Raw genomic sequence first — 25,650 nt, forward strand, 5'->3', positions numbered from 1 at the left:
GCCGGTCTGGCCGCTATTTTGTGCCCTTGGTCGACGGCATCTTGCCGGATTGCCGAAGCTGTTCCAGCACCGCGCGGCAGGTGTTCTCGCCTTCCTCGTCGTGGCTGGGCGCAATCAACGCCAGCAGCGTGGCGGCCGGGGCCGCCACCACGCCCAGCGCGACTGCGCCGGCGCCACGCGCCAGCAGCGGGCCGGCCTGTACGCCCACGTCCGGATTCTTCAGCGTGCCCTTGACGTAGAGCGGCGAGCGTAGCGACAGGATGCGAAAACCCTTGGTGTGGGGTTTGACGTCCAGATCGAGTTGCTCGGTGGCGAAGTTCACCGTGCCGTCCACGTTGATCACCGCGTCGCTGGTGTCGAACACGAACAGCCGCATGTCGAACAAGCCGTCCTTCGCCGCCATGTCGGCGGCGGCGCAGTTGATCTGCACCGTCTTGTCGCCGAAAAGTTTCGCGATGATGACGTTGCCCACGTTGAGGCCGGCCGTTTCCAGCAGGGTCTTGCTGATCGCACCGTCATTCATCAGCAGCTTCAGCTCGCCGTCGGCGCTGCCCAGCAGCGCGGCCACCGAATTGCCATGCGCCTTCAGCGCGGCGTCGCCATTGATTTCGCCGAAGCTGGTGCGCATCGGTTCGAAGGTGGGAAACAGTTGTTTCAGTTTCAGGTGGCGTGCGTTGAGATCGATCGCGCCCTGCATCGGCGACTGGCTGCCATCCAGCATCAAGGTGCTTCCGACGCTGCCGCCAGCCAGGCCGAAGCGCAGCGGGTTGAGCCGGAGCAGGCCATCGTTCAACTGCAGGTGCGTGCTCAGCGAATCGATCGGCAGGCTTTCGCCGTGCACGATGCGATCGGCGCTGAACTTCACGTCCGCGTCCATCGCGCGCCAGCGATCCGTGCGGAACGGTTCCATCGGCAGCAGCTTGCCCGCCGGTTGCGCGGTGGCGTCACCACGCCGCTGCTTGGATGCGTTCGAATCGGCACCGATCAGCGGCGCCAGGTCGGCAAACTGCAGCAGCCTGGAATGCAGGTCGCCGCTGAGCTTGGGCCGCTCGCCGCCGGTGACGAACAACAGGTTGCCGGCCAGGTCGCTGCCGCCCACGCGGCCGCGGAAATCCTCGTAGCTATAGCGGCTGTTGCCCTTCTTCAACGTGGCTTTCAAATGGCCCTCGGTGGCGTAGGGCGGCGTGTCGGGCAGGGTGATGCCGGTCAGCGGATAGAGCTTGGCCATGCTGGTGCCGGAGAACCACAGCCGCACGTCGAGCGCGCCCAGATGCATCGGGTCGGTCAGCGTGCCGACCAGCGCGATATGGCTATCGCCGATATGCGCGTCGGCCTGCAGCGGAAACGGCTCSCTGGCGTCTTGCAGCGCCAGCACGCCGCCAGTCTTGCCGTGGCCCTTGGCCGGGTTGCCCTGGTAAGTTCCGGTGGCCGTCCAGCCAAACAGATAAGCGGTGGAAGCGCGCGGCTTGCCGATCTTGTGGTCGGCGTCGTCCTTGTCTGCGCTGATCGCCAGGGTTTTCTTCGCGGCGGCACCAACCGTCTTGCTGGCTTGGTCGCGCGCTTCGGTGGATTGCTGGGCCACGATCTGGTCGTACGGGATCGCGTCCTGCAACGGCTCGATCGCCACCTTCAGCTTGATGCTGCTGACCGCGTCATCCAGTGTCACGTTGCCGCGGTCGAACCCGATCGTGCCCAGGTTCAACTGCCACGCCGATGGCGCACTGCTTTTCGGCAGGGTGAAGTCCCACGTGGCACGTGACTGCTTGTCGCGCTGCAGGTCCACGGTCGGTTGAACGAGTTGCAGCCACGGCACGTCGATGCGATGCGCCAGCAGCGGCAGCGGCGACAACCGGAAGCGCAACGCCTGCAATGTGGCGAACCGCGGCTGCTCGGCCCATTCGGGGTTGGCGATGGTGATGTCGCGCGCAGTGAATTCCGGCCACGGCACCCACGCGGCGATCCCGCCGCCACCGCGCTCACGCTTCCAGTCCACGGTGAGGTCGCCATTGATGGCGAACGGTCGCCCGATCGCCTGGCTCACCTTGTCGTTGATGAACGGCTTCAGCCGGTTCCAGTCGAACAGCGCGATCACGATGACCAGCACCACGATCAGCGCCAGCAGCACGCCCACGATCCAGGCCACGATTTTCCGGCTGCGCGTCATCGCCATCTCCTGTTGCCGGCCGCCGGCGAATGTGCCGCGGCCTGCACGAAGTCAACGAATAGCGTGTGGCGTGAAAAAATTACGTGGTGAAGGGATGGGCGTGCTCAGGGGGGATTCATCACGGCGCGGTGAGTGGTGTGCAGCGTTGATGCTTCGGATTGCATGAGCCCTGCAGGAGCACACACCGCGCGCGATGCTCAGGGTCTCGGTAGGAGCGACTTCAGTCGCGATGCTTTTGGCTCGAGAGCCACACACAAAAGCAAGAGCGTCGCGACTGAAGTCGCTCCTGCAGAGATCAAAAGCATGGTGCACAGGAAAGCTGAGCAGGCCGCCATCACTCGCCGGGAGCACCACTGGCGATGTCCCTGGCAGCGGTTTCCAGAATGGCCGCCACGCGCTGCGCCTCGGCCTTGTCCCAGCGGGTGCCGCGCATAAGCAAGGCGTACTTGAGCGTGTGCATCGCCTTGCGCACCGTCATCGGTGCGGACATCTTTGCGGCCATGCGGGCGCTCTGCTCGGTGCGCGAGGTCACCGCTTCCACTTCGGCGCGGTTCTCGTCGAGAAAGCTGCGGCCCTCGTCGGTGATCGCATAGAGCTTGCGGTTGCCGGTGGTGTCCTCGACCTGTGCGTAGCCCAGTTCCTCGAGCATCGTGAGGGTGGGGTAGATCGCGCCGGGGCTGGGCGAGTAGTGGCCGTGGAACATCTCCTCGATGATGCGGATCATTTCGTAGCCGTGCCGAGGCTGTTGTTCGATCAGCGCCAGCAGCAACAGCTTGAGGTCACCGTGGCCGAACATCCGGCCACCGCCGCCCCGCCGGCCGCCGCCACGCATGTCGTCCCATCCACCGAAGAAACCGCCACCGCGGTGGCCGCCGAAACCGGGGCTGGCGTGGCGCTCGTGGCCGGCGTGCCCGGCGTGACCGCACCAGTCGACGTGGCGGCGATGATGCATGGCGCGAAAGAAGTGGTGCAGGCCCATGATGAGTTCCCATTCGTATCAAGAGTGTTCTACGATATATCGCAAGAATGTCTTGAACAATACCCCGGCGGTCGATTTCCCCGGGCCGCCTTCGCGCCGGCACCACGCCTTTTCGCATGAAATGGCATGCTCGCCCGGTTGCCACATCAAGGATGCCGAATGCCACGTGAGTACAGCATGGGAGGGCGGGTTGGCCGTGGCGCGGCGCAGCCGGGCAGGCACGGTGAGCCGCCGCCGGCGCAGAGCCTGCGCGAGCGGTTTGCCGCGTTGCGCAATCTGCCGCCGTTCCTGAAGAGCATCTGGCAGACCAGCCGGCTGCTCAGCACATCCAGCATCGTGCTGCGGCTGCTGCGCGCTCTGCTGCCGGTGGCCACGTTGTATGTGGGCAAGCTGATCATCGACGAGGTGGTGCGTTTGCTCGCGATCGGCAACGTGCACGCCAGCGTGGGCGACTGGCTGGCCAGTGGCGTGCTCGATCACCTGTGGCTGCTGCTGGCGCTGGAGTTTGCGCTGGCGGTGGGTGCGGACATCCTGGGCCGCATCGTCTCGATGATCGACTCGCTGCTGTCGGAGCTGTACGCCAACAGCACCAGCATCCGGCTGATGGAACACGCCGCCTCGCTGGACCTGGAGGATTTCGAGGACGCCGACCTGCAGGACAAGCTGGACCGCGCCCGCCGCCAGGTGGCCGGGCGAAGTTCGCTGCTGTCGCAGCTGCTGGGCCAGGCGCAGGACATGGTCACCATCGCGAGTTTTGCGGTGGGTCTGCTGGTCTACGCGCCGTGGCTGATCGTGCTGCTGCTGATCGCGCTGGTGCCGGCGTTCCTGGGCGAGTTCCACTTCAACGCGCAGAGCTACGCGGTGAATTACCAGTGGACGCCGGAGCGGCGCGAACTGGATTACCTGCGGCAAGTGGGTGCCAGCGCCCAGAACGCGAAGGAGGTGAAGAGCTTCGGCCTCAACGCCTTCCTGATCGAGCGCTACCGTGTGCTGTCGCAGTCGATCTATGCCGCCAACCGGCGCATCGCGCTGCGCCGCGCGGGCTGGGGCGGCTTGTTCACCACCGTCGGCACGATCGGCTATTACGCGGCCTACGTGATCATCGCCTACCGCACGGTCAGCGGCGATTTCAGCGTGGGCGATCTCACCTTCCTGTCCGCCTCGTTCCGCCGCCTGCGCAATCTGCTGGAAAGTCTGCTGGTCGGTTTCTCCCAGGTGGCGGGGCAGGCGTTGTACCTCGACGACCTGTTCTCGTTTTTCCGCATCGAGCCGGAGATCCTGTCGCCGCCCAATCCGCGGCCGTTCCCGCAGCCGATCCGCGAAGGCTTCGTGTTCGAGGATGTGGGCTTTCGCTATCCGGAGGCGGAGCGCTGGGCCGTGCGCAATCTCAGTTTCACCTTGCGCGCCGGCGAGGTACTGGCGCTGGTGGGCGAGAACGGCGCGGGCAAGACCACGTTGGTGAAACTGCTCTCACGCCTGTACGACCCCGACGAGGGCCGGATTCTTCTGGACGGCCATCCGCTGGCGGATTACGACCTCGAGGAGCTGCGGCTCAACATCGGGGTGATCTTCCAGGATTTCGTGCGCTACTACCTCAGCGCCGCCGACAACGTGGCAGTGGGCCGCATCGACGCCCGCGAGGATCAGCCGCGCATCATCGAGGCCGCCCATCGCAGCATGGCCGACGAGGTGATCGCGAAACTGCCTCAAGGCTACGAGCAGATGCTGGGCAAGCTGTTCAAGAGCGGCGTGGACCTGTCCGGCGGCGAGTGGCAGAAGATCGCCATCGCCCGCGCCTACATGCGCGATGCGCCACTGCTGATCCTGGACGAACCCACCGCGGCGCTGGATGCGCGCTCGGAGTTCGAGGTGTTCCAGCGCTTCAAGGAGCTGTCGCAGGGCAAGACCGCGGTGATCATCTCGCACCGCTTCTCCACCGTGCGCATGGCCGACCGCATCATCGTGCTGGATGGCGGGCGGATCGAGGAGATCGGCAGTCATGCCGACTTGCTGGCCGCGAATGGGCATTACGCGGAGTTGTTCGAGTTGCAGGCCGCGGGTTATCGGTGAGGGGCCGGGATTCGGGATTGGGGATTCGGGATTTGCGCGCTGCGGCCGCCGGACCTTTTGTGCGAGAGGCTGGCTGTGGGAGCGGCTTCAGCCGCGATGCTCTTGGCTCTTCCGAAATCCCCAATCCCCAATCCCCATTCCCCAATCCCCAATCCCCAATCCCCAATCCCCAATCCCCAATCCCGTAAAGCATCGCGACTGAAGTCGCTCCCACAGAATCAGCGCGGGGCCGTTTTCACCTCGCGTACCGGCGCCTCGATGCCGCACACATCGAGCTTGCCCACGGGCGTGGGATAGAACGCGTTGTGGCCGTGGCGCTTCGCGTCGATCAACGCGGCGAAAGTGGGGCTGTCGGTACGCAGCACTTCAATGGGAACGCGCTCGCTGGCGGGCACATCGGCGGCCAATCGTACGGACGTGATCGGCACGCGTTGCACCGGTTTCGTATAGAAGCCCATCGGTTCGGCGCCGCGCGGCAGGGCGGACAGCAGTGGCATGCCTTGCAGGACGCGGCCGGCGATGGCGAGGTTGTGATCCAGCCGGCGTGGCGCCTGGCCGATCACCGCATACAGCGAACTGCCGCTGCCGGTTTCCGGCGCCACGTCGCGCGCCACGCCCACCATGCCGTAGCAATGGATCAGCCACTCGCGCCCGCTGGCCGGGTCGCGCCCCACCGGGAAGCCTTCGGAGAAACCCACTTCCGGCGCGTACACGTCGCCGTCGGTCAACGGCGTCCACGGCAGGGTCGGGTCGATCGCGCGGCTGAATTCCGGCGGCAGCGTGGCCTTCGCGCTGCCCAGCGAGTGCAGCTTGCTCTTGTCGCCGGCGTCGTCATCGTTGGGGTCGCCCCACTGGGTGACGAAGTTGTCCTGCACCCGCACGATGGCCAGCCCGTCGAAGTAGTGCTCGCGCACCAGGGTGCGGATGTTCGCCGCATGCAGTGGCGTGAAATCCGGCGCCAGCTCGATCACCACGCGCCCCTGCGGCAATTGCATATACAGCAGGTTTTCCGGGGCGGGCGTGCGCCATTCGGCGGGTTGCGAGCGGGCCAGCAATTCGCTGGCGGTCGGGGTGGCTTTCTCGGCGGCGAAAGCCGGCATGGCGGCAATCAGCGCGAGTGCGATCGTGAGGTGGCGGATCATGCGTAGTCCAGTGGGTGGCCGAAGGGGCGTGGCCTCGCTGGCGGTGAGTTCACCGCCCCGCGCGAGGCCTTGCGTATCGTAGGCCCGGTTCCCGTCGGCGTGCATCGTCCGCGGCAAGCGGCGAGGGGTTCTACAGCGCCTCGGCCACCGCCACCGCGTCCGCACCGGCCGGAATGCGCAGCGGGCACGAGGGATCGTTCACCGCACGCCACACCGCTTCGGCCACATCCTGCGGCGTCGTGATCAGCGATGACTGCGCCATCCCGGCGAAGATCTTCTGCGCGAAATCGACGTACGGCGCCGGGAAACCCTCCCGCATCAGGGACCGCGCATTGTCGCCAAAGGCCGTGTCCGGCGCCCGTCCCGGCAGCACCAGGTTCACCTGCACATGGAACGGCTCCAGCTCCAACGCCAGTGATTCGGTGAACGCGTTGATGGCCGCCTTGCTGGCGGTGTAGACGGAGAGCAGCGGCAACGATTTCAGGGTGACGCTGGAGGTGACATTCACGATGCGTCCCGCCTGCCGTTCGCGAAACTGCGGCAACACCGCCCGCGTCATCGCGATCGTGCCCAAGGTGTTGGTTTCGAAGACGGCGCGGGCGATATCCATGCTGGTGCCTTCCAGCGCGTTCAGCACGCCGATACCCGCGTTGTTCACCAGCACATCGATCGGCCCGGCTGCATCCACCGCCTCGGCAATGCTTTGCGGATCGGTGACGTCGAGCGCGAGCACGCGCAGGCGCGCGGAGCGGGGCAGCACGTCCTGGCGCGGCGTGCGCATGGTGGCGATGACGTTCCAGTCGCGATCGAGAAAATGGCGGGCGGTCTCCAGACCGAAGCCGGATGAGCAGCCGGTGATCAGGACGGTTTTCATGGTGACTCCATAAGTGGTGGGTGGAGTCGAAACGATAGGTGGCTGCGGATGGACTTGCTACAATGGCGAATCCATTTTTCTTTCGCAGGAGTCCGACATGGTCGATCCGTTTGCGGAGATTGTCACGCTACTGCAGCCGGCCGCCCGTTTCTCCAAGGTCGTGGTGGGCGCCGGTCGCTGGCGTGTGCATCGCGAGGAACTCGGGCAACCGTTTTACTGCGTGGTGATTGACGGGGCATGCCGTCTGACGGTCGACGGCGACGCGCCGATGGCGCTTCGCGCGGGCGATTTCGTGCTGATACCCGCCGCACAGCAGTTCACCATGACCAGCCAGGAGCCGCTGGCACCGGGAGACATCGACGCGCCGCCCGCGCCCTTGCCCGATGGTGAATTCCGGCTCGGCATACCGACCGGCGCGCCCGATGTCCGGTTGCTGGTGGGCCACTGCAGTTTCGGTTCGCCGGATGCGGCCCTGCTGGTTTCGCTGCTGCCGCGACTGGTGCACGTGCGCGACGACCACCGGCTGGCCACCGTGGTGCAACTGGTTGCCGACGAATCCCGCGCCGGGCGCCCCGCGCGCGATGTTGTTCTCGCCCACCTGGTGGAAGTGCTCTTCATCGAAGCGCTTCGATCCGCCGCCGTCACGGCCGCATCACCTGGCCTGTTGCGCGGCCTTGCCGATGTGCGCCTGGCCGGGGCGATACGACAGATGCATGAAAACCCGGCACGTCCGTGGACGGTGGCCCAACTGGCGAAAGCGGCGGCCCTGTCGCGCTCGGCCTTCTTCGAGCGCTTCAACCGCACCGTCGGCGTCGCCCCGATGGCCTATCTGCTGGCCTGGCGCATGGCCTTGGCCAAGCAGCTGCTGCGGCGCCGGGAAGGCGCGTTGACCGACGTGGCCGGGCGCGTCGGCTACAGCTCCGCCAGCACCTTCAGCGTGGCCTTCGCGCGCCACGTCGGGCAGTCGCCGATGCGCTATGCGCGGGTGGCGGTGGCAGCCGGCCCCGGGTAGGCGGGGCACCTGACATGGTGATGGCATGTCCTGACAGGAAACCTATATGCCGCGGTGAAGCTTTTTGTATCAACTATTCTGTGCGGGCATAGGTTGCCGCCTGGAGAGCACCATGATCCAACCTGACGCACGCCGTCTCGGCATCACCCGCCTGAAAACCCGCCACTTGTCGCTGCTGCTGTACCTGCACGAACACCGCTCGGTGTTGCGCGCCGCCGAGGCCGCCAACATGACCCAGCCGGCTGCGTCGAAGATGCTGGCGGAGATGGAAAGCCTGCTGGGCGTGCCGCTGTTCGAGCGCCACGCGCGCGGCGTGGAACCGACGCGCTACGGTCAGGTGCTGATCCGGCGCGCGCGTTCCGCCTTGTCGGAGATCGGCCGCGCCCAGGACGAGATCATCGCGTTGAGCAGTGGCCGCATGGGCCAGGCGTCGATAGGCACGGTGGTGAACCCGGGCACCAACCTGGTTCCGCAGGCCATTGCGATGGTCAAGCGCGACTGTCCCGACATCCTGATCAAGGTGGAGATGGATTACAGCCGCCCGCTGGTGGCCAAGCTGCTGGATGGCCAGCTGGACATTGTCGTGGGCCGGATCATGGGGCCGGAAGGGGCGGGTGAGCTCGATTTCGAATCGCTGGCCGACGAGCCGCACGCGGTACTGGCGCGGGCCGACCATCCGCTGGCACACCAGTCGCAGATTACCCATGCGGACCTGGCCGCCTACGGCTGGATCATGCCGCCACCGGGCAGCGTGCTGCGTTCGCGACTGGACATGGTGTTTCTCGAACACGGCCAGCCGCCACCGCAGAACATCGTGGAAACCGGTTCCCTGCCGATCATCGTCCACCTGCTGCGCAACAGCGACATGCTGACCGCGTTGCCGCCGGAGTCGGTGCAGTTCTACCTGCAGATGGGGCATATGTGCGTGCTGCCGATCAACCTGGGCGTGCGCATGGAGTACTTCGGCATCGTGCGCCGACGCAACCACCAGCTGTCGCCCGGCGCCGAGCGGGTGCTCGAGGCCTTGCGGGCGGCGTCGCACAAGCTCTACCAGGCACGCAGCGGTAGCCATTGGCCCGGTGTTTGAGCGGTCGGGATGTATTCCCTTTTAATATGGTTAATGGCCAATATTTCATTGGTATGGCATGGCGCCCGGCTTCTACCCTGCAGAAGGCTGCCGCCAACGGGCAGCCATAGCCACCGCTGGTTGATCGCGCGCGCCACTCCGCAAGGGTGACCGTTGCGAAAACCCCTCGGGGAAGGTGACGACGACCGCAGCGGAGGGGCTGCGCCGGCGTTGCTTCCAGCGGGCACACCGGTGTCAACGCACCGATCAAATCAGAATTTCCGGGGAGGAATATTCATGTCAATGCGTCTTGGCCGCTCTGCGGCCGCTTATCGTGCACGCCGTGTCACCAGGCTCGGCCTGCAACCCACGGTGCTGGCATTGGGCATCGCCCTCGTGCTCAGTGGCCCTGTACATGCGCAGGACACCACGCAAGACACCACGCAAACCACGTCGCAGGATGGCGCACAGCAAAAGACCGCGCAGGAAAAGAAGCAGGCTACCGAGCTCAGCGCGGTCAGCGTCACCGGCATCCGCGCATCGGTGGAGCGGGCGCAGGACATCAAGCGCTATGCCGACACCTTTGTCGATTCGGTCACCGCGCTGGACATCGGCGCACTGCCGGACCGCAGCGTCACCGAGACGCTGTCGCGCATTCCCGGCGTCACCATCGACCACTTTCTTTCCGTCGGCGATCCGGAGCATTTCTCTGCCGAGGGCAACGGCGTGCAGGTGCGCGGCCTGACCCAGGTGCGTTCCGAACTCAACGGCCGCGACAGCTTCTCCGCCTCCGGCGGCCGCAACCTCAGCTTCCAGGACGTGCCTTCCGAATTGATGGGCGGCGTGGACGTCTACAAGAACCAGACCGCCGAGATGATCGAGGGCGGCCTGGGCGGCACGGTGAACCTGCGTACGCGCATGCCTTTCGACTTCGAGGGGCAGAAGGTCAGCTTCTCGCTCAGCGAAAACTACGGCGACTTCGTCAAGAAGTACAAGCCCTCCGCCTCGGCGCTGTACAGCAACCGCTGGAAGACCGACGCCGGCGAGTTCGGCATCCTGGTCGATGTGGCCCACTCCGAGCTGGCCACGCGCACCGATGGCCTGTTCGTGCGGCCGTTCTTCAAGAACGCCAACACCGACGTGGATGGCGACGGCACCGGCGACGAACTGTGGCTGCCCCGCGGCGCCGACTGGCGCGCGTTGCAGTACGAGCGCAAACGCGACGGCGCCTACGTGGCCTTCCAGTGGAAGCCCAACGACGACATGGACCTCGCCGCCACCGTCTTCCAGAGCCGCTATGACGAGCTGTGGAACGAGGATGCGATCTTCGTCTCCAACGACCCGACCCAGGTGGCGCTGGACACCAGCCAACCATACGACCTCGACGGCAACGTGTTCCAGTCCGGCTACCTCACCCAGCCGGGCGGCGTGCCGATGGGCACGGACATCCGCGCCTCGCACCGCAAATCCAAGACCACGGATTACGCGATCAACTTCAAGTGGCGCATCGCCGACAACACCGAGTTCTCCACCGACCTGCAGTACATCAAGGCCGATACGCGGGCGCTGGACTCCACCATCGCGCTGGGCGTCAACGTGCCCTACATCGACGTGGGGCTGGGTGGCGTGCCCTCCATCGGCGTGGATCAGGGCTTCACCACCAACCCGGCCAACTACTACTGGGGCTTCACCATGGAAGACGTGGTGAAAAACCGGGCCGACGAGTTTGCCTGGCGCGCCGACATCAAGCAGAGCTTCGACAGCACGTTCTTCCGCTCGATCAAGGCCGGCGTGCGCACCACCACCCGCAAGGCCACCAATATCGACACCGGCTACAACTGGCAGCCGGTGTTCCAGACCTGGATGGCGTGGTGGGCAGTGCCCACCGACCAGATGCCTTCGCTGGATCTGAACGACAAGGTCAACTCCGACCTGGTGCACCTGGACACCTTCGACAACTTCTATCGCGGCGGCGCCGGCGTGCCCGGCGCGTTCTACGCCCCGGTGCTGGCCACCGCGCTGGGCTATCCGGGCAGCTACCACGCGATCCACGATGCGGCCAGCCCGTATTACGTCCCGGGCAGCGGCTATGAGAACGGCTTCGCCGAACGCGAGCCGGGCGGCGAGTACACCAACGACCAGCACGAGAACACCCGGACCGCGTACGCCATGCTCAATTTCGGCGTGGACGAATGGCGCTTCGACGGCAACGTGGGTGTGCGCGTGGTGCGTACGGAGAATGAGGCCAAGGGCTTCCTGATCTATCCGAACGTGGCTTATGCGCCTTATCTCGGCAGCGGCCAGTCCGAGCCGATCAACGCCAAGAACGCCTACACCGACGTACTGCCCAGCCTCAACGCGAGTTGGGAAATGGCGGACAACCTGATCCTGCGCGTGGCGGCGTCCAAGGCCATCGCCCGTCCCAACTTTGGCGACATGCAGGCGTACCAGATGCTCACCGCCGGCACCAAGCAGGGCGTTACCGCACCCACCGACGGCAGCAGCCTGCCGGTTTCGCAGCTGGACCTGGCCGGCAGCTCCTACGACAACCCGTACCTGAAGCCGATGCGGGCCAACCAATACGATCTCTCGCTGGAGTGGTACTTCGACCCCGATCACGGCGGCATGGCATGGGCGAATTTCTTTTACAAGGACGTGAAGGACTATTTCCGCCGTGAAGCCCGCCAGGTGGCTTTCCCGGGCGCGGACGGCAACAGCTACGACTACCTGATCACCCGCCCGGTCAACGTGGGCAAGGCCAAGATCCAGGGCGTGGAGCTGGGCTGGAACCAGTTCTTCGATTTCCTGCCGGGCGCCTTCAGCGGCCTGGGCATGTCGGCCAACTACACCTATATCGACAGCACCACCAAGGTGCCCAACAGCTCGGACACCGTTCCGCGTGACACGGATGGTTCGTTGTTCGGCACGCTTCCTGCCGATGGCCTGTCGAAGAATTCCTTCAATGTGGCGGCGTTCTACGAGAAGGGTCCGTGGCAGATCCGCCTGGCCTACAACTGGCGCAGCAAATACCTGCTCTCGGTGGGCCCGAACGGCTACAACGGCGGCGACGGCGGCATCGACTGGAAACTGCCGGTGTACAGCGACGACTTCGGCCAGCTCGACGGCTCGATCTTCTACAAGTTCACCGAGCACCTGCAGCTTGGCCTGGAAGTGAACAACCTCAACAACGCCGAGCAGCGCACGATCATGGACCAGAACGGCGCCGGCAGCCGCGTCACCTCGTGGTACGTGAATGATCGTCGCTACGCGGCGACGCTGCGGATGACGTTCTAGGCGGGGATGTTTTCGGGGGCGCTGGGAAAGAGCGCCCCCATTCGCCCTGCGGGCACCTTCCCCCGTTGCACGGAGGAAGGAAGCCTTCAGGCTCCTCGAAACAGCCAGCTTCCTTCCCCCGCTCGCGGGGGAAGGTGCCCGACAGGGCGGATGGGGGCACTCCACCGATAGAGCCCCCTCAAGCTCGCAGCCTCACCAAACCACCACCTCACCAAACCGGTCCAGATACTCCAAGCCAGGCTTGCCCTGCTTGCCGATGACCACATCCACGATGTCCGGAACGGTTTCCTCCATGCTGAACCGCGCATCCGGCCCGCCGAGGTCGGTGCGGATCCAGCCCGGGGCCATCAACAACAAGGCGCGCCGTTCACCCGCATGGCGGGCGGCGTAGCTGCGCATGCACTGGTTCAGCGCGGCCTTGCTGGCCCGATAAATTTCACGCCCGCCCTTTTCGTTGTTGCCAACGCTGCCCTGGCCGGATGACATCACGCCGATCAACCCCGTGACGGTCACCAGATCCTGCAGCGCTTCGATGACACGCATCGGGCCGAGTGCATTGGTCACCATCACCTCGACGAACTCCTCCGTCGAGACATCGGCGATCGTCTCATCCTGATGCTTGTTGGCTGTGCCGGCATTGACGAACAGGATGTCGAAGCGGCGCGAGGCGAAGCGGTCATGCAGCGCCGCCATCTGTTGCGGCGCCATGATATCGAGACAGGCGATCTCGACCCGGCCCGGGTTTTCATCCGCCAACTCGTGCAGCAACGTACGACCCGTTCCCCGAACCGTGCCAACCACCTGCCACCCTCTATCCAGAAATTCGGTAGCCATCGCATGCCCCAGCCCGCGCGATGCGCCGATGATGAGCACGCTGCCGCCGGTGGATTCAGCTGCCATGATTTTCTCCGCTTGATGTAGACCGCGGCGATCGTGGCAGGTGAACAGGGAAGGCGCCAGACGCATCAGATGCAACCCATGGTTGTGTGCAACGCCATGTATTACGGGCTGGATGACTTAAGCTCGCCGCATGGAAAACGTGGATTTGAATCTTCTGGTTGCACTCGACGTGTTGCTTGCCGAGGGCAGTGTTACGGCTGCAGCGCGCCGTCTCGGTTTGAGTACGTCGGCGATGAGCCGCACGCTCACGCGCCTGCGCGCGGCCACCGGCGACCCGTTGCTGGTGCGCGCGGGGCGCGGACTGGTACCGACGCCCTACGCGGCATCGCTGCGCGATCGCGTCCATGCGTTGACGCGGGAGGTGCAGACAACCCTGCGGCCGCGCAACGATCCGCTGGACGTCGCCGCGCTGGAGCGCACGTTCACCATCCGCGCCAACGAAGCCTTCATCCAGTTCTTCTCCGTGCCGCTGTGCGCCGCCATCGCGGAAGCGTCTCCACGCGTTCGCCTGCGCTTTGCGCCGAAACCGAACAAGGACGCCGCGCCATTGCGCGAAGGTCTGATCGACCTGGAGATCGGCGTGATCAAGTCGGCCGCACCGGAGATGCGCAGCCAACTCCTGTTCCATGACCGCTTCGTCGGCGTCGTCCGCACAGGGCATGCCCTGTTGGCGGGGCGTAGCGTGACCGCCAGGCGCTACGCCGCCTGCCGTCACGTGGTCGTGTCACGAAAGGCAAACGTCGCCGGCCCGGTCGATGACGCCCTCGAAGCATTGGGACTGCATCGCACGATATCCGTCGTGGTGCCGGCACACGCCGATGCGATGCGGCTGGCAAGTCATTCCGACCTGGTAGCCCTGGTGCCGAGTTTCTGTCTCGGCCATGGCCTCGCGAACCATCCGGCGATGACAGCCGGACTCCAGAGCTTCGAACTCCCGGTGCATACGCCGGAAATAAGCATCTCGGCCCTGTGGCATCCGCGAATGGACGCCGACCCGGCGCATGGCTGGCTGCGGCAGATGGTGACGTCTTTGTGCCGCGTGGCTTATCCAGACGCTTGAAACCAACGGGACATTCGCTGCGCCGAGGCAGGTCTTGAGCGATGGAACTGTTGTGCGGCGAGCCGCCATCAATTCCTTGTTGTCGCTGCCCACCCAGTTCGCTTCTTCTCGTTGTCTGGATCGCAGTTTCGGCGTAGTTTTGGCGGCTTGGCTGAATCCCCGTTGAGCGTTGCCAATGCGGGTGGGGCGCGACCGCAGGCCGAACAAATCAAGGGGACAAACATGTCGAGATTCTGGGACAAGCCGCAAACGCTGGGGCCTTCAGCGGGGCTGGTGCAGCAGCACTTCGTCAAAGCGCGGCAGACGGAACTCTACCGGCGTGATCCGGCCCTGGAGGAGCGCATCAAGGTGATTCTGGCAAAAGAGTTGCCCGGGGTGGATATGAAGGGCGACAAGTGGCTGGAGGTCTACCACAAGATCCAGAAGCGGCTGCAGAGCTCGGAGCTCACCATCAACTTCAAGGCCGACGCGTGGTTCACCGAGGAAAACAACTACGACTCCTACACGCAGACCTACGAACGGAACAGCGCCGCCCTGGGCCGCGGCGTGCTTGCATCGACCGCCCAGGATCCCGCCGCCGTTCGCGCCAGGGTCGATGATGTGGTGACGTTGCCGAAGGCCTGGAATGGCCCCGCCCGGCCAAGCCAGCCTTCACCGGGCGCTGTCACTCGCCGAGGCTTGATGCCTGGCCTGCAGAGCGGCCAGCGTATCCGGAACCAGATGGCGTTTGGTCGCCAGGACCCGCATCTGCAAAAGGATGTCTACGCCGACGACTTTGGCCAGCAGATCGCGACCACCATCGAATCCGGAAACCCGTACTTCAATCCCAAGACCAAGCAGGTTTTCGCGGCACTCAATTGGGCCTTCAGGCCCAACGGAAGCTCAGTGTCGTACGGGCACAGTTTTCTGGTCCTCAATCCCAAGTTCAAGGTCAATGCACTGTATTTCCCCGGCGATACGTTTTACAGCGAGTCGCTGGGCCAGGATACGAGCCTGCAGGTGCCCTATGGCACGCTCGGAGCCATCATTGCCACCAACACCAGCGCACAGTACTTACCCGACCTGGTGAAGACCTGCTACTACGGCAAACAATTGGGCAACACGACCGATGTGTACAGCCTGCTTGAAGCGCACGTGTTCTCGGCGCTGCCGTTCAAGGGCAACATCAAGGAAGTATGCGTGGCGATCCAGCGTGGGACCACGATTTACCGCAATGCGCAGAAATTTTCTGAAAGAATCGGCGCCAAGCTTTCGCTGGTAGCTTCCAGCGGGTAAGGGAAAAGCGGGCCGCGCGACCGATCGCCAATCGTGTGGGCGTTCTCGATCACCACCAGCGGATTGGGCACGTCGCCCGCGAACGGGCCCGGTGCACGGCAGGGCAGGCGATCTTGTCGACCACATCATGCCCTTGGTGACCTTGCCGAACACGGCTAACCCCAGCTCAGCCCGCTCGGGCTACCCACAAAATCCAGCCCGCGGTTGTCGACCAGGTTGAAGAAGAATTGGGTGGTGCCGGAGTTGGGATCGGCGCCGATCAAACCGCGTGCCCTCAGCACGCTATTCGTACTCGTGTTCTCGCTCAACGCGCTCAAGAGTTGATGCCATGGTGAGCGCACGCATGACTTCCGGCTCATCCACTATGCATAACTTCATACTATCGTTGACTCCACCATGTTCGGTGGGGAGGGCCAACTTGTGGATGACAATGCCAACCAACTGAAGAAATTCCAGAAGGAGCTTTCCAGCGGGACGGTATCGCTGGTGCTGCTGGCGATTCTGGGGCAGGCGCGCCGGCCCATGTATGGCTACCAGATCGCCAAGCAACTGGAGGCATCGGGGGAGGGCGTGCTGGCGGGCAAGCAGAGTGCGCTGTATCCGGTGTTGCGCAACCTGGAGGCAGCGGGGTTGCTGGCCAGTGAGGTGGAGCCGTCCATCAGCGGTCCGCCGCGGCGCTATTACCGCATCACCAAACCGGGACGCGAGGCCTTGCGTGCCTGGGCCGCGGCGTGGCGTGCCACGCGCGATTGTGTCGACAACGTTTTGCAAGGAGGGGTGTCATGAGTACGCCACACAGCATCGTCGAATACCTCAGCCAGTTGCGTGCTGCCTTGCGTGGCGCCGACCCGGCGTTGATCCAGGATGCGTTGTATGACGCCGAGGAGCATCTACGCGCGGAGCTGGCCGATCAGCCTGGCCGTGACGAAGCGACCATGCTGGAACAGGTGGTGGGCAGCTATGGCGCACCGGATGAAGTGGCCGAAATCTACCTGGACCAGGAGGTCACCATCCAGCGTGCATTGCGCCCGCCACCGGTACCGCGGCGGCGCTCGCTGATCGGGCGTTTCTTTGGTGTGGCGGTCGATGCGCGCACCTACGGCGCCCTGTTCTACATGGTGCTGGCGTTAGCGACCGGCATTTTCTATTTCACATGGACGGTGACCGGGTTGGCGTTGTCGGCGGGGTTGTCGGTGCTGATCATCGGGTTGCCGTTCATCGTGTTGTTCTTCGGCAGCGTGCGCGTGTTGTCGTTGGTGGAAGGGCGCATCGTGGAGGCCATGCTCGGTGTGCGCATGCCGCGCAGGCCGGTGTATCCCACGCAGGGCACGACGCTGATGCAACGGATCGGCCGCATGTTCAGCGATGTGCATACCTGGACCACGCTTTGCTACATGTGGCTGATGCTGCCGCTGGGCATTGTCTATTTCACCCTTGCCGTCACCCTGCTCGGCGTCGCGATGGGACTGGTCGCGTTTGCGCTGGCGCTGCTTTTCCGCAACGACTGGCTTGGCGGGCTGTATGTGGACCACCGCATCATGATCGATTGGGGATTTGGCCCGCACGCGCCGGGCTGGGGTGATGCGCTGGTCGCGAGCGTGGTCGGTGTCTTGTTGTTGTTCGCCACGTTGCACCTGGCGCGGGGAGTCGGGCGGCTGCACGGGCATCTGGCCAAGCACATGCTGGTGCCGCGCGCGGCCGATTGAAGCCGCCGCGTCGGGAGAAGCGTGCGCGCCTTCAGAATTCGTCGGTGAATTCGATGCCGGCATCCAGCTCGTGGGCGATCGCCTCGGCGCTGCCGCGAACGGTGTCGGCAAGCTGGTCGTTGGGTGCGTCGACCTCGATGCGGTACAGCTGGGCTTCGCTGTCGCTTATCGAATCGCTGGAGCTGGAATCATCGCGCATGCCGGTCATCAGGTCGTCGATTTCCTCGACGTGTTCGATGTCGTTGATGCCGTGCAGGGCGGCGATCATGGCGTCGGCGTCGGCACGGCCGCCGGTCAGGCGAAAGCGAACCATGGGCATGGGGCGATACTCCGGTTTTCGGTGGAGCCCCGATGCTGGTCAGCGGCGCGTATGCGCAAGGTGATGCCGTTGGGATGGCGTCAGTCGGCGCCCAGGCCGTGCAGCGTGACGCCGTTGTCGTCGACCTTCAGCACCGAGCCGTGCTCGTACCAGTCGCCCAGCACGATGCGCTCGGCCGTTTGGCCGTCCAGTTGAAACCGGTGCACGGCGGGGCGGTGGGTATGGCCGTGGATCAGTCGCGTCACGCCGGCCTGGCGCATGCTGTCGGCGACGGCTTCGGCGTTGACGTCCATGATGGTTTCCATGGTGCTGCCGGTGTGGGCGCGACTGTCCTCGCGCGCCTTGGCGGCGAAGGCGCGGCGCGCGTCCAGCGGCATCGACAGGATCTGCGCCTGCCACTGTGGCGTGCGCACTTGCTGGCGCACGGCCTGGTAGGCGACGTCATCCGTGCACAGCACGTCGCCATGCATCAGCAGGGTGGGCTTGCCGTGCAGGGTGTGTACGGTGCCGTCATCCAGCAATTCGAAGCCGGCGCGGTTGGCGAAATCCTGGCCCAGCAGGAAGTCGCGGTTGCCGACCATGAAGTACACCGGTACGCCGGCGTCACGCACACCGTGGATGGCGCGGGCGATGCGGGCAGGAAGTTCGGCGTCGTCGTCGTCGCCGATCCACGCCTCCACCAGGTCGCCGAGGATGTACAGCGCGTCGGCCTGGCGCACTTCATCGCTGGCCAGATAGCGCTCGAACAGTTCGGTGATCTGTGGGCGGGCGGGGTCAAGGTGCAGGTCAGCGATGAACAGGGTGGTCATCGCCGATCAACCATTGGCCGGTTTGGCGGATTTCTTTCCCTTGCTGGCAGCCGGTTTGGCGGGCGCCGCTTCGGCTGGCGCCGCGCTGCTGGCCGCCGGGGGTGGCTCTTCGCCGATCACATGGGCGTTTTCGATCACCACCAGCGGGTTGGGTACATCGCCCGCGAACGGGCCCAGCGCGCGGGTGGGCAGGGCGGCGATCTTGTCGACCACATCCATGCCCTTGGTGACCTTGCCGAACACCGCGTAGCCCCAGGTCAGGCCGCTCTGGCTGCCCACGAAATCCAGCCGGCGATTGTCGACCAGGTTGAAGAAGAACTGGGCGGTGCCGGAGTTGGGATCGGCGCCGCGCGCCACTGCCACGGTGCCGCGCAGGTTGGACAGGCCGTTGTCCGCCTCGCTGGCCACGGCCGGGCGCGTGCGCTTGGGCTGCAGGTCGCGGGTGTACAGGCCGCCCTGCACCAGATAACCGGGGATCGCCCGGTGCAGCAGGGTGCCGTTGTAGAAACCGTCGCGCACGTACTGCAGGAAATTGGCCACGCTTTTCGGTGCCTTGTCCGGGTACAGCTCCAGCGTGATGTCGCCCTGGGAGGTTTTCAGCAGCACCTGCGGAGGTGGCGCGGGGGCGGTCGTTGCGGGTTCGGCTGGTGATGCGGGCTTGGCCGTTTGTGCCTGCAAAGACAGCGGCACGATCAGCAGGAGGGCGGCGAGAACGGTCTTGAACATGGGCAATCAACGTTTTGGGACGTGCCGGCCATGATACGCGGCAGGCTTGCTGGAAGGCACGGGCGCAGGGGATTGATCGGCAGGAGGTTGCCTGGGTTGGGTGGGGAGAGCAAAAGCTGCCTTGTCCCCAGCCCTCCCCTGCGCTGCAGGGGAGGGCTGGGGAGTCGATCAGCTACGGGTGATTTCGAGGGTGAGGCCGAGTTCCGTCATCGGCGCCTGCTCGTGCTGCAGGTCGGCTTCGCTCAGCGGGTGCTGATCGAGCCAGCTGGCGGGAAGTGCCAGCCGCAGGCGCTGGCGCGTGGCGGTCAGGCGCATTGGCGGCAGCGACTCGGCGCGGCGGGCGCGACGGAACAGCACGGCTAGCCGCAGCAACGCGGTGATATGGCGTGCCAGTTGCCGGTAGCGCTGTGGCAGCGCGGAGACCACGCTCTTGTCCGGCTTGCGCCGGTGCAGTTCGACCACCGCGGCCAGCAGTTGCTGCTCCTGTCGCGAGAAACCGGCCAGGTCGGCGTGGCGCAGAATGTACGCCCCGTGGTGGTGGTGCTGGCTGTGCGCGATAGCCAGGCCGATCTCGTGCACGCGCGCAGCCCAGGACAACCACTCGCGCGCATCGGCGGCCAGTTTCCAGGGCTTGGCCGCCTGGTCGAACAGATTCAGCGCGGTCGCTTCCACCCGTCGTGACTGCGCGCGATCGACGCCGTAGCGGGCGGCCAGGGCGTCGATGCTGGCGGTGCGCGGGTCGCTGCCGCCGGCGCGGCCCAGCAGATCCCACAACACGCCTTCGCGCATCGAGCTTTCGCAAACCTGCAGGCGCTCGATGCCCAGTGCGGCGAAAGCAGCCTCGAATACCACCAGGCCGCCGGCGATCACCGGCACGCGTTCCTCGACCAGGCCGGGCAGCTTGATCGCGTTGATGTTGCCCTGTTCCAGCAGCACATCGCGCAGTGAAGCCAGCGCTGCGGGAGTGATGCCGTCGTCGGAGAATTTCATCGCCTGCACCACCGCGCCAATCGACTTGGCGGTGCCCGATGAACCGAACGCGTCGCGCCAGCCCGATTCGCGGAAATCCTCGGCAAACTGCTGCAGCAGCACGCCGATGTCGCTGGTGGCGCGCTGCCAGCGCTTGCGGGTGAGCTTGCCGCCGGGGAAGAAGCGCAGGGTGGAGGCGATGCAGCCCGCCTGCACGCTCTCGGTGTGCAGCGGCGCCAGGCCACGACCGATGATGAACTCGGTACTGCCACCGCCCACGTCGATCACCAGCCTCGGTTCGCGCGAGGCGGGCAGGTCGTGCGCGGCGCCGAGGAAAATCAGCCGGCCCTCCTCACGCCCGGAGACAATCTCGATCGGGTGCCCCAGCGCCGCCTCGGCCGCGGTCAGGAAAACCTGCGGCGACGCCAGCCGGCGCACGGTGTTGGTGGCGACCGCACGCACCCGCAGGGCCGGAAGCCCGGCGATGCGCTGGCCGAAACGGGCCAGGCAGGCCAGCGCGCGGGTACGGTGGGCGGCGTCGAGCGAACCGTCCGCACGCAGGCCGGCGGCCATGCGCACGGTGTCGCGCAGGCGGTCGATCACGCGCGGTTCGCCGTGTTCGACCCGGGCCACCACCATGTGGAAACTGTTGGAACCCATGTCCACCGAGGCGATCAGTTCGCCGTCGCGAATGGGGGTTTGTTCCGCCGGGCTCAAGCGCGTACTCCGTGGGGTGCCGGGCGCGCATTCTCGCACGCGGATGGCGCAACGCAGCAATAGCCGCTCATGCGCAGAACCGCTGCAGCAAGGCCCGCTGGGCGCTGTACGGCGGATCGTCGCCGGGTTCGGCGCGGACGTAATGGCCATCACTGTCGAGCAGCCAGGCCTGGGTGTTGTCGGCCAGGCCGTTCGCCAGCGTTTCCTCGAACACGCGGGCGGCCAGGTCCGGGTCGAGGATGGGAAAGGCGATCTCGATGCGGCGCATCAGGTTGCGCTCCATCCAGTCGGCGCTGGCGCAATACAGGTCGGGGTCGCCATCGTTGGCGAACCAGTACACGCGGCTGTGTTCCAGGAAGCGGCCCACGATGGAGCGCACCCGGATGCGTTCGGAAATGCCGGGCAGGCCAGGCCGCAGGGTGCAGGCGCCGCGTACGATCAGGTCGATCTCCACGCCGGCCTGCGACGCGCGGTACAGCGCGCCGATCACCCGCGCGTCGTTCAGCGCATTGAGCTTGGCCACGATACGGGCCGGGCGGCCGGCGCGGGCGTGCTCGGTTTCGCGCTCGATCTTCGCCACCACGCTGGGGTACAGCGTGAAGGGCGAATGCAGCAGCCGTTTCAGCTCGATCACCGGCCCCAGGCCCGACAGCTGCTGGAACACCTTGTGCAGGTCCTCGCCGATTTCCGGGTTGGCGGTCATCAGGCCGATGTCGGTGTACACGCGGCTGTTGCCCTGGTGGTAGTTGCCGGTGGACAGGTGCGCGTAACGGCGCAGGACCTCGCCCTCGCGGCGCACGATCAGCAGCATTTTGGCGTGCGTCTTGTAGCCCACCACGCCATACACCACCTGCACGCCGGCCTCCTGCAGGCGCGTGGCCAGGTGGATGTTGGCCGCCTCATCGAAACGCGCGCGCAGCTCGATCACCACGGTCACGTCCTTACCGTGGCGCGCTGCCTCCACCAGCAGGTCGACCAGCGGCGTGTCCTCGCCGGCGCGGTACAGGGTCTGCTTGATCGCCAGCACCTGCGGGTCGACCGACGCCTGGCGCAGCAGGTCGATCACCGCGCCGAAGCTCTGGTACGGGTGGTGCAGCAGCACGTCGCGTTGCGCGATCAGGTCGAACTTGTTGTGGCTGGCGTCCAGCGCGGGCGGTGTGTGCGAGACGAAGTGGGGAAACTTCAACTCCGGCCGGTCGACCCACTCGTAGATCATGCCCGCGCGGATGATGTTGACCGGGCCGTCGCAACGGTAGACGTCCGCTTCCTCCAACTGGAAATTCCGGGTCAGCATGGTGGTGATCGACTTCGGACAATCGTCGGCGACTTCCAGCCGCACCGGCCGCGCATAACCGCGGCCGATCAGCTCCTCGCTCAACGCCAGCGCCAGGTTCTCGATCTCCGCCTCTTCCACCATCAGCTCGCTGTTGCGGGTGACGCGGAACTGGTACGAACCCACCACCTTGAAGCCCGGAAACATCAGGTCGACAAACGCCTGCAGCAGCTCGGCCAGGAACACGAAATGGTCGCCCTCGCCGCATACCTCGTCGGGCAGGCGGATGATCCGCGGCAGCGAGCGCGGCGCCCGCACCAGCGCCATGTGACCCTCGTGGCCGAACGCATCGCGCCCCTTCAGCACCACCGCGATATTCAGTGTCTTGTTGAGGATGCGCGGGAACGGATGCGACGGGTCCAGCCCCAGCGGCGACAGTACCGGCAGCACTTCGTGCTCGAAATAACCCTGCAGCCAGCGGCGCTGGCGCGGCTCCCACTGCTGGCGGGTGAGGATGTGGATGCGCGCCGCATCGAGCTGCGGGCTGAGTTGCTCCTGCCAGGTGGCGTATTGCAGCGCCACCAGGTCCAGCACCCGGCTGCGGATGCGCGACAGCAACTCGCCCGACAACAAGCCATCCGGCCCCGGCGCGGCGGAGCCGTAGGCGTGGTGATGCTTGAGCATTGCCACGCGCACTTCGAAGAATTCGTCCAGGTTGCTGGCCACGATGCTGAGGTAGCGCAAGCGCTCCAGCAGCGGCACGGTGGCGTCGCGCGCCATCGCCAATACCCGGAAGTTGAATTCCAGCGCGGCCAGCTCGCGGCTGAAAAACAGCTCGGGGGCGGACCAGTCCACGTCGGCGGGAACAGGGGGAGTTTGATCGGGCATACGTGCATTCTGGCCCATGTACCGGCCCGGCACATCCGGGCGGCGAATTACGCTCGCGCGGGTTTCCGCACAGGCGCGCCACGTGGCATCAAGCGCCCTCCGGCGGCAACAGGCGGGCGCGTCCGAAATGGCAGACGAAGGTGGAGCCGATGCCGGGCGTGCTGTCGATCTGCAATCGCGCCTGGTGCAGGTTCAGTACGTGCTTGACGATGGACAGGCCCAGGCCGGTGCCTCCGCTTTCGCGCGAGCGGCTGGACGACACGCGGTAGAAACGTTCGGTGAGGCGCGCCAGGTGCGCGGCGGGAATGCCGAAGCCGGTGTCGCTGACCGAATAAAGCGCGCCCTCGGGCGTGCGCTGCCAGCGGATCGTGATGCTGCCGCCCTTCGGCGTGTAGCGCACCGCGTTGCTGACCAGGTTGGACAGCGCGCTATGCAGGTCGCGTGGCGAACCGAGCAGGTCCATTCCCGCAGTGGATTCCAGCGCGATCTGGTGCCGCCCCTGGCTCAGCGCCAGCGCCTCCTTGTGCACGATCGCCAGCAGCGCGGCCATCGGCACGCGTTCGTCGGTGACCTCGTGCTGGGTTTCCAGCCGTGACAGGGTGAGCAGGTCTTCCACGATCTGGCCCATGCGCCGGGATTGTGAGCGCATCTCGGTCAGCACCGGTGCCAGTTCGGGCACATCCTCGGGATCGAGCAGTTCGAGGTAGCCGTGGATCACCGTCAGCGGCGTGCGCAATTCGTGCGACACATTGGCCACGAAATCGCGGCGGATCTGTTCGAGCCGGCTGATGTGGCTGACGTCGCGCGCCAGCAACAGTTGCTGCTGATCGCCAAACGGCAGCAGGTCGACGCTGAGCTGACTTTCGGGTTGGCCGGGCGCGGTGACTTCGTACGGCAGTCCACTGCTGCCTGGATCCAGGCATGCGGCCAGCTCGGTGCCGGCCATGCGCTCGGGCCAGCGCACGGCGCGGTCGGTCGGGCGGTGCAGCCCCAGCAGTGTTTCCGCGGCCCGGTTGAACCAGCGGATGCGCTGATCCTTGTCCAGTATCACCACTGCGTCGGGCCACTGGCGGGCGGTGGCATGCAGGTCGCGCAGATGGCTGGCCAGCAGGCGCGACTTGCGCGGCGCGGATACGTCGACGGTGGTTGTCGTTTGTGTCGAGCGAAGGATGTGGATCAGCAACACCAGGATTTCGACGATCGCGACCAGGGCGATGCCGGTCATGACGCGCCCGCCCGCCAGCCAACCGACCAATGCGCCCGCAACGAGGCCGGCGAGGAGCAGGGCAGGCAATTGCCAGAACGGTTTCGTGGAAGGCATCGGGCGTTTCAGTCCGGTGGCGCGGAAGAGTGCATCAGGCGCGGGTGGAGAAACGATAGCCGCTGCCACGCACCGTCTGCACCAGGTCGTCGAGCTTCCACGGCTCCAGCGTCTTGCGCAGGCGGCGGATATGCACGTCGACCGTGCGCTCCTCCACGTAGACGCTGCCGCCCCACACGTGATCCAGCAGTTGCGCGCGCGAGTAGACGCGTTCGGCGTGGGTCATGAAGAAATGCAGCAGGCGGTATTCGGTGGGGCCGATAGGCACCGGATCGTCACCGGCAAACACGCGGTGGGCGGGGCCATCGATGCGCAGGCCGCCGCCTTCCAGCATGCCGTCGCCATCATCGCCATGGCTGCGGCGCAGCACCGCCTTGATGCGGGCGATCAGCTCGCGGGTGGAAAACGGCTTGACCACGTAATCATCCACGCCGGCCTCGAGCCCGTTGACGCGATCCACTTCCTCGCCGCGCGCGGTGAGCATGATGATCGGTATCTCGCGGCTCAACTCTTCCTTGCGCCAGCGCCGCGCCAGCTCCAGCCCGCTGGTCCCGGGCAGCATCCAGTCCAGCAGGATCAGGTCGGGCACCCGTTCGGCGATGGCCAGTTGCGCCTCGCGCGCATCGCCGGCCATGGCCGCGTCCATGCCGGCCTTGCGCAGGGCAAAGGCCACCATGTCACGAATGGATGCTTCATCCTCGACGATGAGAATACGTTTGTGCACGGTTCTGCCGTTGGCTTGTGACGGGGATATTTCAGGGGATGAATGTTACGTGGGGATGACAACAGGCGCGTGAATGTTGCGGGCTGCCGCAATCACCGCACTTCAGCGTTGTACCTTCGGGCCCCCCGGTGTGGCGATGCAAGCCAAACAAAGACCGCAAACGCTACGCCTCAGCACCGAAAGATGCCGTAATCCCCTCTCCCCTGCGGGGAGAGGGCAGGGAGAGGGGGACACGCTGCGGGGAAGCCGCAGCGAAGTTGCCCCCAAGACGCCGAAAAGCTGCAGTACAGGTCTTTCCCGCGAGCACCAGCCCCCTCTCCCCAACCCTCTCCCCCGCAGGGGAGAGGGGGTTACGGTGCCTT

General features: G+C 65.5%; 21 protein-coding genes. 8 read left to right on the forward strand and 13 right to left on the reverse strand.

All coding sequences use genetic code 11. The annotated features are described in order from the left end of the window. Positions 1–13: 13 nt before the first annotated feature. Positions 14–2,164: an AsmA family protein gene (locus ASD68_RS01955; protein WP_056605027.1), complete on the reverse strand. Its 2,151-nt coding sequence runs from the start codon at positions 2,162–2,164 to the stop codon at positions 14–16. 334 nt (positions 2,165–2,498) lie between these two features. Beyond that, a complete protein-coding gene (locus ASD68_RS01960) occupies positions 2,499–3,143 on the reverse strand; it encodes a PadR family transcriptional regulator (protein ID WP_056602882.1) in 645 nt (214 codons plus the stop codon). 159 nt (positions 3,144–3,302) lie between these two features. On the opposite strand from ASD68_RS01960, the gene ASD68_RS01965 reads away from it, so the two are divergent. Continuing rightward, entirely contained in the window at positions 3,303–5,213 is a 1,911-nt protein-coding gene (locus ASD68_RS01965; RefSeq protein ID WP_235578607.1) for an ABC transporter ATP-binding protein, read from the forward strand. 218 nt (positions 5,214–5,431) lie between these two features. On the opposite strand, the gene ASD68_RS01970 is transcribed toward ASD68_RS01965, so the two are convergent. After that, positions 5,432–6,355 carry a peptidylprolyl isomerase gene (locus ASD68_RS01970; RefSeq protein ID WP_056602885.1) on the reverse strand — a complete coding sequence of 308 codons (924 nt, stop codon included), beginning with the start codon at positions 6,353–6,355 and terminating at the stop codon, positions 5,432–5,434. Between the two features lie 130 nt (positions 6,356–6,485). Then, positions 6,486–7,229 carry an SDR family oxidoreductase gene (locus ASD68_RS01975; RefSeq protein ID WP_056602888.1) on the reverse strand — a complete coding sequence of 248 codons (744 nt, stop codon included), beginning with the start codon at positions 7,227–7,229 and terminating at the stop codon, positions 6,486–6,488. Between the two features lie 97 nt (positions 7,230–7,326). Between ASD68_RS01975 and ASD68_RS01980 the strand changes: the two genes are divergently transcribed. The 3 genes from ASD68_RS01980 to ASD68_RS01990 all read left to right on the forward strand — a co-directional run bounded on the left by ASD68_RS01980 (position 7,327) and on the right by ASD68_RS01990 (position 12,601). Further along, entirely contained in the window at positions 7,327–8,241 is a 915-nt protein-coding gene (locus ASD68_RS01980) for an AraC family transcriptional regulator (protein ID WP_056602890.1), read from the forward strand. A 112-nt stretch (positions 8,242–8,353) separates the two neighbouring features. Beyond that, a complete protein-coding gene (locus tag ASD68_RS01985; protein WP_056602893.1) occupies positions 8,354–9,328 on the forward strand; it encodes a LysR substrate-binding domain-containing protein in 975 nt (324 codons plus the stop codon). Positions 9,329–9,604: 276 nt separating this feature from the next. Next, the gene (locus tag ASD68_RS01990) at positions 9,605–12,601 is read left to right on the forward strand and encodes a TonB-dependent receptor (RefSeq protein WP_235578608.1); all 2,997 of its coding nucleotides are present in this window, start codon (positions 9,605–9,607) and stop codon (positions 12,599–12,601) included. Between the two features lie 192 nt (positions 12,602–12,793). Here ASD68_RS01990 and ASD68_RS01995 read toward each other — a convergent pair whose 3' ends face one another. Next, positions 12,794–13,501, reverse strand: coding sequence for an SDR family NAD(P)-dependent oxidoreductase (locus ASD68_RS01995; RefSeq protein ID WP_056605035.1), 708 nt, complete (start codon positions 13,499–13,501; stop codon positions 12,794–12,796). 130 nt (positions 13,502–13,631) lie between these two features. Between ASD68_RS01995 and ASD68_RS02000 the strand changes: the two genes are divergently transcribed. Next, complete coding sequence (locus ASD68_RS02000) at positions 13,632–14,561, forward strand: LysR family transcriptional regulator (RefSeq protein ID WP_056602896.1); 930 nt, start codon at positions 13,632–13,634, stop codon at positions 14,559–14,561. Between the two features lie 162 nt (positions 14,562–14,723). Then, positions 14,724–15,836 carry a hypothetical protein gene (locus ASD68_RS02005; protein ID WP_156458307.1) on the forward strand — a complete coding sequence of 371 codons (1,113 nt, stop codon included), beginning with the start codon at positions 14,724–14,726 and terminating at the stop codon, positions 15,834–15,836. Positions 15,837–15,991: 155 nt separating this feature from the next. On the opposite strand, the gene ASD68_RS17375 is transcribed toward ASD68_RS02005, so the two are convergent. Next, entirely contained in the window at positions 15,992–16,117 is a 126-nt protein-coding gene (locus ASD68_RS17375) for a hypothetical protein (RefSeq protein WP_255357715.1), read from the reverse strand. A 115-nt stretch (positions 16,118–16,232) separates the two neighbouring features. On the opposite strand from ASD68_RS17375, the gene ASD68_RS02010 reads away from it, so the two are divergent. Both ASD68_RS02010 and ASD68_RS02015 read left to right on the forward strand, forming a co-directional pair. Further along, on the forward strand, positions 16,233–16,622 hold the full coding sequence (locus ASD68_RS02010; protein WP_200945313.1) for a PadR family transcriptional regulator: 390 nt from the start codon (positions 16,233–16,235) through the stop codon (positions 16,620–16,622). After that, positions 16,619–17,542 carry a sensor domain-containing protein gene (locus ASD68_RS02015; RefSeq protein ID WP_056602902.1) on the forward strand — a complete coding sequence of 308 codons (924 nt, stop codon included), beginning with the start codon at positions 16,619–16,621 and terminating at the stop codon, positions 17,540–17,542. Before ASD68_RS02010 ends, ASD68_RS02015 begins: the two co-directional genes overlap by 4 nt. A 31-nt stretch (positions 17,543–17,573) precedes the next feature. Here ASD68_RS02015 and ASD68_RS02020 read toward each other — a convergent pair whose 3' ends face one another. The 7 genes from ASD68_RS02020 to phoB all read right to left on the reverse strand — a co-directional run bounded on the left by ASD68_RS02020 (position 17,574) and on the right by phoB (position 25,288). Next, positions 17,574–17,861 (reverse strand): hypothetical protein, encoded by a 288-nt coding sequence (locus tag ASD68_RS02020; protein WP_056602905.1) that lies wholly within the window; start codon positions 17,859–17,861, stop codon positions 17,574–17,576. Between the two features lie 80 nt (positions 17,862–17,941). Then, positions 17,942–18,670, reverse strand: a complete 729-nt coding sequence (locus ASD68_RS02025) for a UDP-2,3-diacylglucosamine diphosphatase (protein WP_056602908.1) — start codon at positions 18,668–18,670, stop codon at positions 17,942–17,944. Positions 18,671–18,676: 6 nt separating this feature from the next. After that, a complete protein-coding gene (locus ASD68_RS02030) occupies positions 18,677–19,396 on the reverse strand; it encodes a peptidylprolyl isomerase (RefSeq protein ID WP_056602911.1) in 720 nt (239 codons plus the stop codon). Between the two features lie 168 nt (positions 19,397–19,564). Beyond that, complete coding sequence (locus tag ASD68_RS02035) at positions 19,565–21,082, reverse strand: Ppx/GppA phosphatase family protein (protein WP_056078215.1); 1,518 nt, start codon at positions 21,080–21,082, stop codon at positions 19,565–19,567. A 67-nt stretch (positions 21,083–21,149) separates the two neighbouring features. Next, positions 21,150–23,243, reverse strand: coding sequence for a polyphosphate kinase 1 (gene ppk1, locus ASD68_RS02040; protein ID WP_082545981.1), 2,094 nt, complete (start codon positions 23,241–23,243; stop codon positions 21,150–21,152). A gap of 88 nt (positions 23,244–23,331) precedes the next feature. Beyond that, positions 23,332–24,564 (reverse strand): phosphate regulon sensor histidine kinase PhoR, encoded by a 1,233-nt coding sequence (gene phoR / locus ASD68_RS02045; RefSeq protein WP_056602916.1) that lies wholly within the window; start codon positions 24,562–24,564, stop codon positions 23,332–23,334. A 34-nt stretch (positions 24,565–24,598) separates the two neighbouring features. Further along, positions 24,599–25,288: a phosphate regulon transcriptional regulator PhoB gene (gene phoB / locus ASD68_RS02050; RefSeq protein WP_056602918.1), complete on the reverse strand. Its 690-nt coding sequence runs from the start codon at positions 25,286–25,288 to the stop codon at positions 24,599–24,601. Between the last annotated feature and the right edge of the window lie 362 nt (positions 25,289–25,650).

It is taken from the genome of Rhodanobacter sp. Root627 (assembly GCF_001427835.1).
Lineage (GTDB): Bacteria > Pseudomonadota > Gammaproteobacteria > Xanthomonadales > Rhodanobacteraceae > Rhodanobacter > Rhodanobacter ginsenosidimutans.

Bases quoted from the DNA above. Each gene is read 5' to 3' on its own strand.
- ASD68_RS02010 (WP_200945313.1), top strand. From the start codon at position 16,233: ATGTTCGGTGGGGAGGGCCAACTTGTGGATGACAATGCCAACCAACTG.
- ASD68_RS01960 (WP_056602882.1), bottom strand. From the start codon at position 3,143: ATGGGCCTGCACCACTTCTTTCGCGCCATGCATCATCGCCGCCACGTC.
- ASD68_RS02020 (WP_056602905.1), bottom strand. From the start codon at position 17,861: ATGCCCATGGTTCGCTTTCGCCTGACCGGCGGCCGTGCCGACGCCGAC.
- ASD68_RS01965 (WP_235578607.1), top strand. From the start codon at position 3,303: ATGCCACGTGAGTACAGCATGGGAGGGCGGGTTGGCCGTGGCGCGGCG.
- ASD68_RS01970 (WP_056602885.1), bottom strand. From the start codon at position 6,355: ATGATCCGCCACCTCACGATCGCACTCGCGCTGATTGCCGCCATGCCG.
- ASD68_RS02030 (WP_056602911.1), bottom strand. From the start codon at position 19,396: ATGTTCAAGACCGTTCTCGCCGCCCTCCTGCTGATCGTGCCGCTGTCT.
- ASD68_RS02025 (WP_056602908.1), bottom strand. From the start codon at position 18,670: ATGACCACCCTGTTCATCGCTGACCTGCACCTTGACCCCGCCCGCCCA.
- ASD68_RS01995 (WP_056605035.1), bottom strand. From the start codon at position 13,501: ATGGCAGCTGAATCCACCGGCGGCAGCGTGCTCATCATCGGCGCATCG.
- ASD68_RS02000 (WP_056602896.1), top strand. From the start codon at position 13,632: ATGGAAAACGTGGATTTGAATCTTCTGGTTGCACTCGACGTGTTGCTT.
- ppk1 (WP_082545981.1), bottom strand. From the start codon at position 23,243: ATGCCCGATCAAACTCCCCCTGTTCCCGCCGACGTGGACTGGTCCGCC.
- ASD68_RS01985 (WP_056602893.1), top strand. From the start codon at position 8,354: ATGATCCAACCTGACGCACGCCGTCTCGGCATCACCCGCCTGAAAACC.
- ASD68_RS02015 (WP_056602902.1), top strand. From the start codon at position 16,619: ATGAGTACGCCACACAGCATCGTCGAATACCTCAGCCAGTTGCGTGCT.
- ASD68_RS01980 (WP_056602890.1), top strand. From the start codon at position 7,327: ATGGTCGATCCGTTTGCGGAGATTGTCACGCTACTGCAGCCGGCCGCC.
- phoR (WP_056602916.1), bottom strand. From the start codon at position 24,564: ATGCCTTCCACGAAACCGTTCTGGCAATTGCCTGCCCTGCTCCTCGCC.
- ASD68_RS01975 (WP_056602888.1), bottom strand. From the start codon at position 7,229: ATGAAAACCGTCCTGATCACCGGCTGCTCATCCGGCTTCGGTCTGGAG.
- ASD68_RS01990 (WP_235578608.1), top strand. From the start codon at position 9,605: ATGTCAATGCGTCTTGGCCGCTCTGCGGCCGCTTATCGTGCACGCCGT.